Raw genomic sequence first — 14,361 nt, forward strand, 5'->3', positions numbered from 1 at the left:
GCGGCGAGACCTCCTGCCAGAACCTGTGCTGCCTGTGCCGCCGCCACCACCGGCTCAAGACCCACGCCCGCGGCTGGGTCTACCGGATGGCGCCCGACGGGACACTCACCGTCACCACCCCCTCCGGCGTCACCCGCACCAGCCGGCCCCACCGAAGACGACGAGCCGACATCGCACGACGAGCACGCGGCACCGACCCACCCCTCCTGCCCCTCACCGGCACCCGCGTGCACACCGGCCCGCCGGCAGCGCCGGACCCGGTCGGCCTCGAGGACGAGCCGCCACCGTTCTGAGACCTGGGCCGGGACCGTCGCGACGGCCAGGATGGCTGCAGCGCCGCCTCTGAGGGGGGCGACGCCACGAGCGCTGTCGAGGACGCAGACACCCGAGGAGGAACGCGTCGATGAGCGAGTCCGACTACCAGGTCGACCCCGGCCTGGAGCGGGCCGGTCGGCTGCTGAGCCGGCTGACCCCCAGCACACCGGAGGGCTACCGGCGGCAGGTCCGGGTCATGAACGCGCTTGCCCGTCGGCGCCACCGCCCGGGACAGGAGAAGAGCCGGGTCCGTGGGGACGTCGAGGTGAGCCAGCGCTGGGCCACCCGCCGCGACGGGTCCCCGCTGCGCCTGGTCGTCGTCCGCCCGGCGGTCCCCCGCCAGGGCGTGCCCGGGGTGCTGTGGATCCACGGCGGCGGCTACGCCATCGGCACACCGGAGCAGAGCCTGGCCACCGCCCGGCGGCTGGTCACGGTCAGCAACGCCGTCGTCGTCCTGCCCGACTACCGCCTCTCCGTCGACGCTCCCTACCCCGCGGCCCTCGACGACTGCTACGACGCGCTGCTGTGGCTGCGTGACTCCGCCGGGGAACTGGGCGTCGCCGACGACCAGCTCGTCGTGGGCGGCGAGAGCGCCGGCGGCGGCCTGACCGCGGCGGTCACCCTGCTCGCCCGCGACCGCGGCGAGGTCGCCGTCGCCTTCCAGCTGCCGCTGTACCCGATGATCGACGACCGCCCGACCGCGTCGTCCCGGGACAACACGACGCCGGTGTGGAACACGAACACCAACACCGCCGCCTGGGACCTCTACCTCGGCGACCTCCGCGGCGGGGACATCCCGCCCCACGCCGCCCCGGCGCGGGCTGCCGACCTCGCCGGCCTGCCGCCCACGCTGACCTTCGTCGGCGACATCGAGCCGTTCCACGACGAGGTCGTCGACTGGTGCGAGCGCCTCCGGGCGGCCGGGGTACCGGTGACCTACGAGGTGTACCCGGGCGCGTTCCACGGGTTCGACCTGGTCGCCGCGGCCGCGCCGGTCAGCCGGAAGGCCCGGGCGTTCCTCCTCGACGGCTTCCGCGACCACCTCGCCCGGTACCGCGCCGCTCAGCCGGCCCGCCGCTGACCTCGTGCCACCGGTGGCTCGCGGAGCTCATGCGGTGGCCCGACCAGGCGGGCCAGGACGCGTCAGAGGCGAGCCGACCCAGTCGTCGACTCGCCTCTGACCTGCACTGTCGGGCTGACAGGATTTGAACCTGCGACCCCTTGACCCCCAGTCAAGTGCGCTACCAAGCTGCGCTACAGCCCGAGCGCCGGGCGGCTCGCACCGCCCGATCGCTGCCAGAGCAGGTTACCGCACCGGCCGGCCGGCTCCGCGACGGGGCAGCCGCGGGTCAGCCGCCGGCCGGGAGCTCCTGCAGCATCCCGACGCCCAGCACCTCGCGCAGCCGCGCGGCGAAGGCGGTGGCGTCGGCCGGGTCGCCGTGGCCGCCGTCGGTCCAGCTGCCGTGGTCGCCGGGGAAGACGACGGCGGCGGTCCCCAGCGCCTCGGCCACGGCCTCACCGCCGCGGTGCGCCAGCTGCCCGGCGGAGTTGGCGCCGACGGCCGGCACGATCCGGGTGGACGCCGTCCGCAAGGCCTCGAGGTCGAACTCCGACGTCGGGTTGGTGTCCATGTTCTGCCCGAGCAGGACGTCGTCCCGCGACCCGTCGTCCTCGGTCGGCAGGCCGAACACCGCCGGGTCCGCCGGCGTGTCGGCCCAGTCCGCCGGGATCGGGCCGGAGTGCATGACCAGCCGGATGAACTCGGCCATCCCGTGCCCGAAGCCGGCGCGCTGATAGGTCTGCGACACGTGCCGGCAGGCGGCCGCCGCCTCCTCCCGGTCCGGCAGCAGGGCCACCGCCGGCGGCTCGTGGGCCACCAGCGTGCGGACCAGCTCCGGCCGCCGCGACACCAGCACCAGCGCGTTGATCGCTCCCCCGCTGGTGGCCAGCATGTCCACCGGTCCCCCGCCCACCGCCTCGACCAGCCGGGCCAGGTCGTCGGCGTGCTCCTGCGGGGTCGACGTCGCCGCGCCGTCCGTCCGCCGGCTGCGCTCGGCACCCCGCGGGTCGTAGGTGACCACGGTGCGCTCGGGGAACGCAGCGGCGACCGTGGCGAACCCCGAGGCCGCCATCGGCGAGCCGAAGACGAACAGCGGCGGCTCGGCCGACGACCCGTCCCCCGGCCGGACGTCGTAGACCAGCACGGCCCCGGGGACCTCGAGCGTGGACGTCTGCGGTGCGGTCATGACTGCCTCCGGGGCCGGATCGGTGGGTTCCGTCGTACTCGACCGACCCCGGCGGCGGAAGTCATCGCCACCCGGTCACAGGCTCTTGCGGCGCTCGCTCTCCCGGCCCTCGCGCACCTTGACCGAGATGTCGATCGGCGTCCCGCCGAAGCCCCAGCGCTCCCGCAGCTTGCGCTCGAGGAATCGGCGGTAGCCGGCCTCGAGGAAACCGGTGGAGAAGACGACGAACCGCGGCGGCCGGACGTCGGCCTGCGTCACGTACTTGATCTTCGGCGCGCGGCCGCCACGGGCCGGCGGGGGCGTCTCCTGGACCAGGGCGCGCACGTACTGGTTCAGCTCCGCCGTCGGCACCCGGGTCTCCCACGACGCGAGCGCGGCGCGCAGGTGGTCGGCCAGCTTGCCGACACCGCGGCCGGTGGCGGCCGAGATGTTCACCCGGCTGGCCCAGCGCACCCGCGCGAGGTCGCGCTCGATCTCCCGCTCCAGCTGGTCGTGGCGGTCCTCGTCGAGGGTGTCCCACTTGTTGATCGCGATGACCAGGGCGCGCCCGGCCTCGATCACCTGCGTGATCACCCGCTGGTCCTGCTCGCTGATCACCTCGTCGGCGGCGAGCAGCACGACGGCGACCTCGGCGGCCTGGATCGCGGCCTCGGTGCGCAGGCTGGCGTAGTACTCCATGCCGCTGGCGGTGTTGACCTTGCGGCGCAGCCCGGCGGTGTCGACGAACCGCCACTCCTCTCCGCCGAGCGTGATGATCGAGTCGACCGGGTCCACGGTGGTGCCGGCGACGGAGTCGACGACCGACCGCTCCTCCTTGGCCAGCCGGTTGAGCAGGCTGGACTTGCCGACGTTCGGCCGGCCGACCAGCGCCACCCGGCGGGGGCCGCCCTCGTTCTCCTGCTCCCGCGGCGCCTCCGGCAGCGCGTCGAGGATCAGGTCGAGCAGGTCACCGGCGCCGCGGCCGTGCAGGGCGCTGATCGGCTGCGGCTCCCCCAGCCCGAGCGACCACAGCTCGGCGGCACCCGCCTCGCTGCGCTCGTCGTCGACCTTGTTGGCCACGAGGATCACCGGCCGGTCGCTGCGGCGCAGGATCCGCGCGGCGGCCAGGTCGGTGTCGGTCGCGCCGACCGAGCTGTCGACGACGAGCACGATGACGTCGGCGGTGCGCATCGCGTACTCGGCCTGCCGGCTGATCGAGGCGCCCAGGCCCTCGGCCTTGGGGTCCCAGCCGCCGGTATCGGTGACGGTGAACCGCTTGCCGTTCCACAGCGCCTCGTAGGAGATGCGGTCGCGGGTCACGCCCGGCACGTCCTGGACGACGGCGGCGCGGCGCCCCAGCACGCGGTTGACCAGCGTCGACTTGCCCACGTTCGGCCGGCCGACGATCGCCACGACCGGCAGCGGGGCGCCGGTCCCCTCCTCGGTCATCGCGAGACCCCCACGGACTCGCGGGCCAGCTCGACCACGCGGTCGACCACCTGGTCGCGGTCCAGCTCGGTGCTGTCCACGACGATCGCGTCGGCGGCCGGGCGCAGTGGGCTGTCCTCGCGGGTGCTGTCGTACTCGTCGCGTCGCCGCAAGTCGGCGGCCAGCGCGGCGACCTCCGCCGGCTCGGTCAGGCCCAGCTGCAGGGCGCGGCGCTCGGCCCGGGCCTCGGGCGCGGCGGTCAGGTAGATCTTGCAGGTGGCGTCGGGCAGGACGACGGTGCCGATGTCGCGGCCCTCGACCACCACGGCGTCGGCGGCGGCGACGAGCGAGCGCTGCTGGTCGACCAGCTGCCGGCGCACCGCGGGCACGGCGGAGACCGCCGACACCGCGCGGGTCACCTCGGCGCCGCGGATCCGCACCGCGACGTCGACGCCGTCCACCAGCACCAGCTCGGTGTCGGCCGCCGTCCCCACCTCGATGCGAGCGCCGGCGACGACGCCGGCCACCGCTGCGGCGTCCTCCGGGTCGACCCCGGCGTCCAGGACGGCGACGGTCGCGGCGCGGTACATCGCGCCGGTGTCCAGGTAGGCCGCGCCGAGCCGGGTCGCGACGGCGCGGGCGACGCTGGACTTGCCGGTGCCCGAGGGCCCGTCGAGGGTCACCTGGCCGGTGAAGCCGCCGGTCACCGTGCGATCGCCCCGCACAGTGCTGTCCGCTCGTCCCTCGCTCACTGTGCGATGTCCCGTCGCAGGGCGGTCGCGCCGCGCAGGTACACGTGGGCGATGTCGGCGCGAGGCCGCTCGGTCTCCACGTGCGCCATCAGCCGCAGCACCCGGGGCAGCGCGTGCGGCACGTCGATCTCCGTGGCGCACATCAGCGGCACGTCGCCGAGGCCGAGCTCGCGGGCGGCCAGCGCCGGGAACTCCGACACCAGGTCGGGGGTCGCGGTGAACAGGATGCTGATCAGCTGCTCGCTGTCCAGGCCGTTGCGCTCCATCACGGTGCTCACCAGCTCGCGGGTGGCCGCCAGCACCTCGTCCCGGTCGTCGGCGTCGACCTGCGTCGCGCCCCGGATGGCTCGGACGGCCATGCACACTCCTCGTTCGCCTTCAGACGGCGCCCGGGTCGCGGGTGCCTGGTCGAGTCTAGGTTCGCCGTCGGAGTCGCTCGTGCGCGGTTTCCGCACCCGAGCGACTCCGCACGTGCACTACAGGCCGACGAGCTCGTTGAGCTGGCCGACCTCGCCGCGGGTCAGCCGGCGGATCGACCCGACGCGCATCCGGTCGAGCTTCACCGGGCCGATCGCGGTGCGGGTCAGCCGCGACACCGGCAGCCCGACGTGCGCCAGCAGCCGCCGCACGATGTGCTTGCGCCCCTCGTGCAGCACCACCTCGACCACCGACTGCCCGGCGTGGGTGTCCACGACCTTGAACGAGTCGACCTTCACCGGGCCGTCCTCGAGCTCGACGCCCTGGCGCAGCCGCTTGCCCAGGTCGCGCGGCACCGAGCCCGACACCTGCGCCAGGTAGGTCTTCTTCACCTCGTAGGAGGGGTGGGCCAGGCGGTGGGCGAGCTCGCCGTCGTTGGTCACCAGCAGCAGACCCTCGGTGTCCTGGTCGAGCCGCCCGACGTGCACCAGGCCCGGGGCGAGGTCGCCGACCATGTCGCCGACGGTGGCGCGGTTGCGGTCGTCGCTCATCGCGGTGATGACGCCGGCGGGCTTGTTGAGGGCGTAGGTGACGCGGTCGTCGCGCAGCTCCAGCCGGACGCCGTCGACGGCGATGTGGTCGGTGCGCGGGTGCACCCGCATGCCCTGCACCTGGACGACGGCGCCGTTCACGCTGATCCGGCCCTGGTCGATCATGTCCTCGCAGACCCGCCGGGAACCGACGCCGGCGCGGGCCAGCACCTTCTGCAGCCGCTCCCCCTCCGGGTGGCCGGACTCCGGCTCGGGCGCGCGGTCGGCCGGGTGCGCCGGGGCGAGCTCCATCTCCTCCGACCAGCCCTCCCCGCCGCCGGTGGTGGCCGGCTCGTCGGGCAGCTGGTCGGGGGTCTCGTCGTCGGTGCGCGGGGCGTTCATCCGCTCCAGTCTCCCACTCCGGCCGCCGTCCTCCCGCCCGCGTGCGGGAGGATCACCGGCGTGCGGATGGAGCAGGTCATGGGCCTGGTGCTCGCGGTGATGGGCGTCGCCCTGGTGCTGCTGTCGCGGCGGCTGGTGTGGGAGCACTCGCCGGACAACCCCGCGGCCCGCGAGCGCGCCGGCGTCGGCGGCGTCTGGTCCGACCGCGCCCGCGCCTTCCACCTGTGGCGGGGGCGGATCGCCGGCGGCGCGTTCGTCCTCGTGGGCCTGCTGCTCCTGACCGGCGTCCTCTTCGGGAACTGATCCCCCGTGGGTGCCGGCACCGAGGGCAGACTGCGGCTGGCGACCGGCATCGCCACCGGGTACACCGAGCACGGCCACCCCGACGGGCACCCGGCGCTGCTCCTGCTGCACGGCTGGGCGACGTCGCGGCGGGAGTTCACCCGTCTGGTCCCCCTGCTCCCCGCATGGCTGCGGATCGTCGCGGTCGACCTGCGCGGGCACGGGGACGCCGACCGGCCGCCCGGCGGCTACGGCCCGGCCACGCTGGCCGCCGACGTGGTGGCCGCCATGGACGCCCTCGGGCTGCCCGAGGCGGTCCTCGTCGGCTCCTCCAGCGGCGGGTACGTGGCCCAGCAGGTCGCCGTGGACGCCCCGGACCGGGTCGCCGGCCTGGTCCTCGCCGGGTCACCGCGCGACCTCACCGGCCGGCCGCCGTTCGCCGACGACGTCGAGCGCCTCACCGACCCCGTCGACGCGGCGTGGGTGCGCACGTTCACGCTCGGCCTGACCGCGGCCGACCTCCCCGGCTGGTACGCCGACCTCCTGGCCGCCGACGCGCTCCGGCTGCCGGCGGCCGTGTGGCGGGCGAGCCTGCAGGGGCTGACCGCAGGACGCCCGCCGACCGACCTCGGCACGATCACCGCACCGACGCTCGTGGTCAGCGGCGGGCGCGACCACCTCCTCGGCGCGGAGCAGGCGCGGGCGCTCGTGGCGGCCGTGCCGGGCGCCCGGTGGGTCGAGTACGCGGACGTGGGGCACGTCGTGCTCTGGGAGGAGCCGGCCCGGCTCGCCGCCGACGTCGCCGCGTTCCTGCCGCGGGTGGCGCCGTCCGGTCCGTGAGGTCAGGCGTCGGGGTGGTCGGCCAGGAAGCTGGCGGTCTCGGGCAGCAGCGGGCCGAGCTCGGGCAGGTCGCCGAGGCTCGCCAGCCCGAGCCGCTCGAGGAACAGCGGCGTGGTCCCGTACAGGCCGCCGCCGGAGTCGGGGTCGCTGCCCACCTCGTGCACCAGACCGCGGGCCAGCAGGGTGCGCATCACGCCGTCCACCCCGACGCCGCGGATCGCCGCGATCCGGGCCCGGGTGACCGGCTGCCGGTAGGCGATGACGGCGAGGGTCTCGAGCGCGGCCTGGGTGAGCCGGCTGCCGCGGCCGTGACCGAGGTAGCGCTCGATGACCCCGGCGTGCTCCTCCCGGGTGTAGAGCCGCCAGCCGTCGGCCACCCGGCGCAGCGTGATGCCGGCGCCGCGGCGGTCGTAGTCCTCGGCGAGCTCGGCCAGCGCCTGCCGGGCCCGGTCCAGCGGACAGCGCAGCGACGCGGCCAGCGTCTCCTCGTCGACCGGGCTGTCCAGCACGAACAGCAGCGCCTCGAGCCCGCCGCGCAGCGCGGCCGGGTCGAGGTCCGCGACCTCCGCGGCCTCCTCGACCGGCTCCGGCTCGGGCTCGGGCATGCCCGGCAGCGGCAGCACCGTCTCCTCGACCGGCACGGGCGCCGGCTCGACGGCCTCGGGGGCCGGCCGCTCGGCGACGCGCGCGGCCAGCTCGGCGGCGACGGCGTCCCAGACGGCGGGGTCCTCGTCGCGGTCCTCGGCGGCCTCCCGGGTGGCGGCGAGCTCGGCGGCCAGGGCGTCCCAGGAGATGGGCCGCCGCTCCTCCTCGCTCACCCGTCCTCCTCCGCGCCGGTCCCGCCGTCCTCGTCCTGCGCCGCCGGCAGCGCTCCGCCGACCCAGCGCACGTGCAGCTCGCCCAGCGGCGTGAGCTGGTCGAACACCACCCGCTGCTGACGGTAGAGCTCCAGCAGCGCCAGGAACCGCGCGACCACCTCGAGGGTGTGCTGGCAGTCGGCGGTCAGCGCCCGGAAGCTCGCCGTCCCCGACCCGGCCAGCCGGTTGCGGACGACCAGCAGCTGCTCGGCCACGCTCACCGGCGGGGCGTGCAGGTGGCCGACGCTCACCGTCGGCGGCGCCTTGGGGGTGAGCACGCGGGTGGCGAGGGCGGCGAACTGCTCCGGCGTGACGCCGAGGAGCACCTCGGGCACCTGCTCGGCGAACCGCGGGTCGGGCCCGGCGTCGCGGCCGTAGCGGAGGACGGCGCCGGCCTCGCGCTCCCGGAGGAACGCGGCGGCCTCCTTGTAGGCGCGGTACTGCAGCAGGCGGGCGAACAGCAGGTCGCGGGCCTCGAGCAGCTCGAGGTCGTCCTCGTCCTCGACCTCGGCGGCCGGCAGCAGCCGGGCGGCCTTGAGGTCGAGCAGGGTCGCGGCGACGACGAGGAACTCGCTGGCCTGGTCGAGGTCGAGCTCGTCGCCGAGCGCGCGCAGGTGGGCGATGAACTCGTCGGTGACCTGCGAGAGGGCGATCTCGGTGACGTCGAGGCGGTGCTTGCCGATCAGCTGCAGGAGCAGGTCGAACGGGCCCTCGAAGTTGGTCAGCCGGACGGTGAACCGCGGTGACGCGGCGACCTCCGGCGTCCCCTCCACGACGACGAGGGTAGGGCTCAGCGGCCCTTCAGCCGGCGGACGAGCACCGAGTCCTCGCCGGACTCGGCCAGGTCGGCCAGCAGCACCGCGACGGCCTCGCGCACGATCCGGCCCCGGTCGGCGGCCACGCCGTGCTGGGCGCGCAGGGTGAGCCGGGCGCTCTCCAGCGCCAGCAGCTCGTCGGCGGAGATGTAGACCGTGATCTTCTCGTCGTGCTTGGTCCGCTCGGCGCGCACGGCCTTGCCGCGGGTGCGCGGGGCCTGCGGCGCCAGCGTGGGCGCGGCCGGGGGCGGGGTCCGGTAGGAGGCCAGCGGGTCGGCGTCGGCACCGGCCGGCACGAGGGTCAGCCCGGGCATGGCCTCCTCGACGCCGGGCACCGAGGCGGTGCGCCGCGGCGTGGCCGCCGAGCCGCGCAGCGCCGGCGAGCTGGTGGTGGCCGCGACGCTGGGCAGCTCGGTGACCTCCGCGGCCGGCGGGGTGTCGGTGCGCCGGAACAGCTCCGAGGCGCCGGGGAGGACGGGACGCCGGGTCACAGCGCGATGACCTCCTTCGCCAGGTCGCGGAAGGCCGCGGCACCGGACGACGTCGGCGCCCAGGTGGTGATCGGCTGGCCCGCGACCGTCGTCTCCGGGAAGCGCACCGTGCGGTGGATGACGGTCTGGAACACCGTGTCGCCGAAGGCCTCGACGACCCGGCTGAACACCTCGCGGCAGTGCACCGTGCGGGTGTCGTACATCGTGGCGAGGATCCCGGAGATCTCCAGCTCGGGGTTGAGCCGCTCCTTGACCTTCTCGATCGTGTCGACCAGCAGGGCCACGCCGCGCAGCGAGAAGAACTCGCACTCCAGCGGGATGATCACGCCCTGCGCTGCGGTGAGCGCGTTGACGGTCAGCAGGCCGAGCGAGGGCTGGCAGTCGATGAGGACGTAGTCGTACTCGTCGCGGACGTCGGCGAGCACGCGCAGCAGCGTCTGCTCGCGGGCGACCTCGCTGACCAGCTGCACCTCGGCCGCGGACAGGTCGATGTTGCTGGGCACCAGGTCCAGGCCGGGGATGTCGGTGGGCACCCGGACGTCGGCGAGGGTGGTGCGCCGCTCCATGAGGGCGTTGTAGATCGTGCGGTCGAGGTTCTGCGCCGGCACGCCGAGACCCACCGAGAGCGCGCCCTGCGGGTCGAGGTCGACCAGCAGCACCTTGCGGCCGTGCTCGACCAGCGCCGCGCCCAGGTTGATCGTCGACGTGGTCTTGCCGACGCCGCCCTTCTGGTTGCACATGGCGATGACGCGGGCGGGACCGTGCTGGGTGAGCGGCCGGGGCTCGGGCAGCGGGCGCTGGCGCGCGCGGGCCGGGTCCTGCTTCGAGGCGGCCCCGCCCATCTCGGGCTCGATGTCGCGCGGGCGCGCGACGACGGGGGCCGCGTCCCCTCGGATCGCCATGGTCGGTGTCGCCTCCAGCTCCGGCCCGGACCGGCGCGGCGCGCCGGATGCGGTCTTCCCCACCGCTCGGGTGACACGACGGTAGGGAGTCGGCAAGCGATCACCCAGGAGGCACGCCGACGACACGCCCCGTGTGTCTACTGGTGACAACACACCCGCAACATCCGGCCGCGACCACCGGCAGAAGTAGCCGGAGGAACACCGCCGTCGCTGTCAGGTCAGTGCCCGCGGGTGGCTCGTCGCGTACACCTCGCGCAGCCGGTCGACCGTCACGAGCGTGTAGACCTGCGTGGTCGTCACCGAGGCGTGCCCCAGCAGCTCCTGCACCACGCGGACGTCGGCGCCGCCGTCGAGCAGGTGGGTGGCGAAGCTGTGCCGCAGGGTGTGCGGGGAGACGTCCTCGACCGTCAGCCCGGCCCGCTCGGCCGCCGTCCGGAGGATCGCCCAGGCGCTCTGCCGGGACAGCGGCCCGCCGCGGGCGTTGAGGAAGAGCGCCCCGGCCCGGCCGCGGGCGGTGCCGGCGGCGGCCAGCGCCGGCCGGCCCCGCACCAGGTATTCCTCCACGGCCCGCAGCGCGTAGCTGCCCACGGGCACCACCCGCTGCTTGCCGCCCTTGCCGGCCAGCCGGACGGCGGCCTGTCCCCGGTCGAGGTCGTCGACGCTCAGCCCGACGGCCTCGGAGATGCGCGCGCCGGTGCCGTACAGCAGCTCGAGCAGCGCCCGGTCGCGCAGTCCCCGCGGCCCCTCGAGCGCCCCGGCGGCCTCGACGAGCGCGACCACCGACTCGACCGGCAGGGCCTTGGGCAGCCGCCGGGCCGGGGCGGGCGGGCGGACCTCCGCGGCGACGTCGTCGGTCACCAGCCCGTCGAGGGCGGCGAAGCGGTGCAGCCCGCGGACGGCGACCACCGCGCGGGCCGCCGAGGTGGCCGACAGCGGCGGGTGCTCGTCGTCGCCCCGGCGCAGCGCGGCGAGGAACGCGGCGACGTCGGACTCGGCGACCTCCCCCAGCCCGCGGACGCCCGCCGCCGCCAGGAACGCGGTGTAGCGGCGCAGGTCGCGGCGGTAGGACGTGATCGTGTTGGCGGCCAGGCCGCGCTCGACGGTCAGGTGGTCGAGGTAGCCGGTGACCACGCGCTCGAGCTCCCGCGGGACCTCGGGCCCCGGTGCAGCGGGGGCAGCGGCACCGGGGGCGGCGGACAGCGTGCCGGTCAGACGAGCACCTCCTCCAGCCCGACGGCGGTCATGCCGTGGGCCTCGGCGACCTCGGGCAGGACCACCTGCCCGGCCACCACGTTGACGCCGTGCGCCAGCGCCCGGTCGGCCCGCACCGCCGCCGCCGTCCCCTCCTCGGCCAGCCGCATCACGTAGGGGAGCGTCACGTTGGTCAGCGCGTGGGTCGAGGTGTTGGGCACCGCGCCCGGCATGTTCGCCACGCAGTAGAACACCGATCCGTGCACGCGGAAGGTCGGCGCGTCGTGCGTGGTCGGACGGGTCCCCTCGAAGCAGCCACCCTGGTCCACCGCGATGTCGACCAGCACCGAGCCGGGCTTCATGCGGGCGACGACGTCGTCGGTCACCAGCTTCGGCGCCCGGGCGCCCGGGACGAGGACGGCGCCGACCACCAGGTCCGCGTCGAGCACGGCGCGCTCGATCTCGTAGGCGTTGGAGGCCACGGTCTGCAGGTGACCCTGGTAGATGCGGTCGGCGGCGCGCAGCTTGTCGACGTCGCGGTCCAGCACGATCACCTCCGCCTGCATCCCGAGGGCGATGGCCGCCGCGTTCATCCCCGACACCCCGGCGCCCAGGACGACGACCTTGGCCGCGTACACGCCCGGCGCCCCGCCCAGCAGCACCCCGCGCCCGCCGTGCGCCCGCTCGAGCGCGTGCGCCCCCACCTGCGGCGCCATCCGGCCGGCGACCTCCGACATCGGCGCGAGCAGCGGCAGCCGGCCGTCGGCGGTCTGCACGGTCTCGTAGGCGATCGCCGTCGTCCCGGAGTCGACCAGCGCCTCGGTGCACTCCCGCGAGGCGGCCAGGTGCAGGTAGGTGAACAGCGTCTGCCCCGCGCGCAGCCGCCCGTACTCCTCCGCGACGGGCTCCTTGACCTTGAGCAGCAGGTCGGCGTCGGCCCACACGTCGTCGGCCTCGGCGACGATCCGCGCGCCGGCGGCTGCCAGGTCCTCGTCGGGGATCGACGAGCCCTCCCCCGCCCCGCGCTCGACGAGCACCTCGTGCCCGGCCCGGGTCAGCTCGTGCACCCCTGCGGGGGTGAGCGCCACCCGGTACTCGTGGTTCTTGATCTCTCGGGGCACCCCGACGCGCATGCTCAGCTCCGGTCCGGCCCGGCGCCGAGGTCGTCGGCGCTCCGGCCTGGGTCGTGGCGCCCCGGTCGGGGGCGCTCGGCGCGGAGTCTAGGAGCGGGCGGCGCGCTCGGCCGGTCGTCGCCCGCCCTGCCGGGCGGCGCGGGCTGGCCCACCATGGGCCGGTGCGCCTGTACCCCGAACGGCCCGACAAGCGGCTGACCCACGTGCTCGCCGACCTCGGGATGCTGGCGTGGCTCGTGCTGTGGGTGCTGGTGGCGCGGGCGGTGCACGGCGCGGTGCTGGCCCTGGCCGAGCCGGGTGAGGCCGTGGAGTCCCTCGGCACCTCCGTGGCCGACAGCATGGGCTCGGCGGCCGAGGTGGCCGAGGACGTGCCGGTGGTCGGCGACGAGCTGTCGACGCCCTTCGACGCGCTGGGCTCGGCCGGGGAGTCGGTGCGCGGCGCGGGCCAGTCGGCGCAGGACGCCGTGGGCACCCTCGCCTTCTGGCTGGCGGTCGTCCTCGTCGTCCTCCCGGTGGGGTGGCTGCTGCTGCGCTGGTTGCCCTGGCGGCTGGCCTGGGCCCGGGAGGCGACGGCGGTCTCCCGGCTGCTCGCCTCGCGCGACGCCGACCTCGAGTTCCTCGCCGCCCGGGCCGTGGCCACCGCGCCCCTGCCCCGGCTGGCCGCCCTCCCGCCGGGCACCGGCACCGCCTGGCGGGCCGGCGACCCCGCCGCGACCCGCACCCTCGCGGGGCTGGAAGCCGGCCGGCTGGGGCTGCACCTGCCCGCCCCGGACGGCGCCGGCTCGGGGTCGACGGCTCCTCCCTGAGCACCGCCTCGCGCCGGGCCGGGGCCCCGGTGACGCCGCGCCGCCCCGCGCGCGGCGGCCGGGTCGGAGCCGTGGTGCGCCGCGCGGACGTCCTCGTGGCCGGCATGCGGGCCCCGGTCACCTCCAGGCGCTCCGGCACGGCGGCCCCCTGGCGCGGCCGCCGGGAGAACGCGGCGGCTCGGCTCAACAGCGGGGCACCCGGTGCCGATGGTCCGGGCGAGACCGGAGGTGGGGATGGGACAGGCGCGATGCCGCGGGCGCGGGCCCGCGCGGGCACGGCCGGCCCGGCGCCGGCGTTCCCTCGCCTCCGGCGCCGGCACGGCGGCCGCCGCCGTCGCCGTCGGATTGGTCGTGCTCGGGGCGCCGGCCACGGAGCTGGCCGCGGAGGTCACCGCCTCGTGGGCGCCGTTCCGCGACGCCGGCACGCTGGTCGACCCCGTGCCGCAGGTCCCCCGGGTGCCGCAGGTGCCCGGCCCGGGGGCCGGCATCGTCGACCCCGAGCCGCAGGTGGACGTGCCCGGGGTCGCCGTGCCGGTGCCCCGCGACATCGACCTGGAGATCGTGCCGCCGGTGGTGCCCCGCGGCGTCGTCCCGGAGTTCGAGCCCCCGCCGGCCACCTGCGGCGGCTACAGCAGCCCGCGGCGGATCCTGCCCGGCGTCGTCCCCGGCCCCGGCTCGGCCACGCTGAGCTGGATGGCCGACAGCGACAACAGCGCCGTCCGCGGCTACCGCGTGCAGGCGGTCAGCCAGCAGCTCGTGACCGGGGCGCAACCGGAGCCGCCGCAGGTGCTCGTCGGACAGCGCGACGACTGCGGCGAGGTCGGCGCGACCCTCACCGGGCTGACCCCGGGCGCCTACTACGCCTTCTGGCTCGAGGAGCAGGTCTGGGACGAGCAGTCCCAGCGGATGCGGTACCTGCACGTCGGCACGACCGACCCCGTCCTCATCCCCTGACCCTCGACGAGATCTGCACAG

16 protein-coding genes, 1 tRNA gene and 1 pseudogene are annotated in these 14,361 nt (G+C 75.8%); 6 read left to right on the forward strand and 12 right to left on the reverse strand.

The features are described from left to right. Nucleotides 1-293 (forward strand): annotated as a pseudogene (locus tag ACI8AX_RS20805) (hypothetical protein); the annotation flags it as partial. Between the two features lie 110 nt (nt 294-403). After that, the gene (locus ACI8AX_RS20810; RefSeq protein WP_456551769.1) at nt 404-1,396 is read left to right on the forward strand and encodes an alpha/beta hydrolase; all 993 of its coding nucleotides are present in this window, start codon (nt 404-406) and stop codon (nt 1,394-1,396) included. A 109-nt stretch (nt 1,397-1,505) separates the two neighbouring features. Here ACI8AX_RS20810 and ACI8AX_RS20815 read toward each other — a convergent pair. From ACI8AX_RS20815 to ACI8AX_RS20840, 6 genes are all read right to left on the reverse strand, one after another. Then, nucleotides 1,506-1,579 (reverse strand) — tRNA-Pro (locus tag ACI8AX_RS20815). A gap of 85 nt (nt 1,580-1,664) precedes the next feature. Beyond that, on the reverse strand, nt 1,665-2,561 hold the full coding sequence (locus ACI8AX_RS20820) for an alpha/beta fold hydrolase (RefSeq protein ID WP_456551770.1): 897 nt from the start codon (nt 2,559-2,561) through the stop codon (nt 1,665-1,667). A 75-nt stretch (nt 2,562-2,636) separates the two neighbouring features. Further along, the gene (der, locus tag ACI8AX_RS20825) at nt 2,637-3,989 is read right to left on the reverse strand and encodes a ribosome biogenesis GTPase Der (protein WP_456551771.1); all 1,353 of its coding nucleotides are present in this window, start codon (nt 3,987-3,989) and stop codon (nt 2,637-2,639) included. Then, a complete protein-coding gene (gene cmk, locus ACI8AX_RS20830; RefSeq protein WP_456551772.1) occupies nt 3,986-4,693 on the reverse strand; it encodes a (d)CMP kinase in 708 nt (235 codons plus the stop codon). Before cmk ends, der begins: the two co-directional genes overlap by 4 nt. A 23-nt stretch (nt 4,694-4,716) precedes the next feature. Beyond that, nucleotides 4,717-5,079: a chorismate mutase gene (aroH, locus tag ACI8AX_RS20835; RefSeq protein ID WP_456551773.1), complete on the reverse strand. Its 363-nt coding sequence runs from the start codon at nt 5,077-5,079 to the stop codon at nt 4,717-4,719. 117 nt (nt 5,080-5,196) lie between these two features. Continuing rightward, on the reverse strand, nt 5,197-6,069 hold the full coding sequence (locus ACI8AX_RS20840) for a pseudouridine synthase (RefSeq protein ID WP_456551774.1): 873 nt from the start codon (nt 6,067-6,069) through the stop codon (nt 5,197-5,199). 60 nt (nt 6,070-6,129) lie between these two features. On the opposite strand from ACI8AX_RS20840, the gene ACI8AX_RS20845 reads away from it, so the two are divergent. Together ACI8AX_RS20845 and ACI8AX_RS20850 are read left to right on the forward strand one after the other, a co-directional pair. Further along, complete coding sequence (locus ACI8AX_RS20845) at nt 6,130-6,372, forward strand: hypothetical protein (protein WP_456551775.1); 243 nt, start codon at nt 6,130-6,132, stop codon at nt 6,370-6,372. A gap of 6 nt (nt 6,373-6,378) precedes the next feature. Then, nucleotides 6,379-7,191 carry an alpha/beta fold hydrolase gene (locus ACI8AX_RS20850; protein WP_456551776.1) on the forward strand — a complete coding sequence of 271 codons (813 nt, stop codon included), beginning with the start codon at nt 6,379-6,381 and terminating at the stop codon, nt 7,189-7,191. Between the two features lie 2 nt (nt 7,192-7,193). On the opposite strand, the gene scpB is transcribed toward ACI8AX_RS20850, so the two are convergent. The 6 genes from scpB to ald all read right to left on the reverse strand — a co-directional run bounded on the left by scpB (nt 7,194) and on the right by ald (nt 12,580). Further along, on the reverse strand, nt 7,194-8,009 hold the full coding sequence (scpB, locus tag ACI8AX_RS20855) for an SMC-Scp complex subunit ScpB (protein ID WP_456551777.1): 816 nt from the start codon (nt 8,007-8,009) through the stop codon (nt 7,194-7,196). Next, nucleotides 8,006-8,821 carry a segregation and condensation protein A gene (locus ACI8AX_RS20860; RefSeq protein WP_456551778.1) on the reverse strand — a complete coding sequence of 272 codons (816 nt, stop codon included), beginning with the start codon at nt 8,819-8,821 and terminating at the stop codon, nt 8,006-8,008. Before ACI8AX_RS20860 ends, scpB begins: the two co-directional genes overlap by 4 nt. Before the next feature lie 17 nt (nt 8,822-8,838). Continuing rightward, nucleotides 8,839-9,354, reverse strand: a complete 516-nt coding sequence (locus ACI8AX_RS20865; protein WP_456551779.1) for a hypothetical protein — start codon at nt 9,352-9,354, stop codon at nt 8,839-8,841. Next, the gene (locus ACI8AX_RS20870; protein WP_456551780.1) at nt 9,351-10,256 is read right to left on the reverse strand and encodes a ParA family protein; all 906 of its coding nucleotides are present in this window, start codon (nt 10,254-10,256) and stop codon (nt 9,351-9,353) included. Before ACI8AX_RS20870 ends, ACI8AX_RS20865 begins: the two co-directional genes overlap by 4 nt. Nucleotides 10,257-10,469: 213 nt before the next feature. After that, nucleotides 10,470-11,387 (reverse strand): site-specific tyrosine recombinase XerD, encoded by a 918-nt coding sequence (xerD, locus tag ACI8AX_RS20875; RefSeq protein ID WP_456551781.1) that lies wholly within the window; start codon nt 11,385-11,387, stop codon nt 10,470-10,472. Nucleotides 11,388-11,464: 77 nt separating this feature from the next. After that, nucleotides 11,465-12,580, reverse strand: coding sequence for an alanine dehydrogenase (ald, locus tag ACI8AX_RS20880; RefSeq protein ID WP_456551782.1), 1,116 nt, complete (start codon nt 12,578-12,580; stop codon nt 11,465-11,467). A gap of 161 nt (nt 12,581-12,741) precedes the next feature. Here ald and ACI8AX_RS20885 point away from each other — a divergent pair, with 161 nt between their 5' ends. Together ACI8AX_RS20885 and ACI8AX_RS20890 are read left to right on the forward strand one after the other, a co-directional pair. Next, the gene (locus ACI8AX_RS20885) at nt 12,742-13,386 is read left to right on the forward strand and encodes a hypothetical protein (protein ID WP_456551783.1); all 645 of its coding nucleotides are present in this window, start codon (nt 12,742-12,744) and stop codon (nt 13,384-13,386) included. A gap of 351 nt (nt 13,387-13,737) precedes the next feature. Further along, complete coding sequence (locus ACI8AX_RS20890) at nt 13,738-14,340, forward strand: fibronectin type III domain-containing protein (protein ID WP_456551784.1); 603 nt, start codon at nt 13,738-13,740, stop codon at nt 14,338-14,340. The last annotated feature ends 21 nt before the right edge of the window (nt 14,341-14,361 follow it).

Source organism: Blastococcus sp. SYSU D00813 (assembly GCF_054050735.1).

Coding starts and splice junctions, on each gene's coding strand:
- ACI8AX_RS20810 (WP_456551769.1), top strand. CDS start 404: ATGAGCGAGTCCGACTACCAGGTCGACCCCGGCCTGGAGCGGGCCGGT.
- ACI8AX_RS20820 (WP_456551770.1), bottom strand. CDS start 2,561: ATGACCGCACCGCAGACGTCCACGCTCGAGGTCCCCGGGGCCGTGCTG.
- der (WP_456551771.1), bottom strand. CDS start 3,989: ATGACCGAGGAGGGGACCGGCGCCCCGCTGCCGGTCGTGGCGATCGTC.
- aroH (WP_456551773.1), bottom strand. CDS start 5,079: ATGGCCGTCCGAGCCATCCGGGGCGCGACGCAGGTCGACGCCGACGAC.
- ACI8AX_RS20840 (WP_456551774.1), bottom strand. CDS start 6,069: ATGAACGCCCCGCGCACCGACGACGAGACCCCCGACCAGCTGCCCGAC.
- ACI8AX_RS20870 (WP_456551780.1), bottom strand. CDS start 10,256: ATGGCGATCCGAGGGGACGCGGCCCCCGTCGTCGCGCGCCCGCGCGAC.
- ald (WP_456551782.1), bottom strand. CDS start 12,580: ATGCGCGTCGGGGTGCCCCGAGAGATCAAGAACCACGAGTACCGGGTG.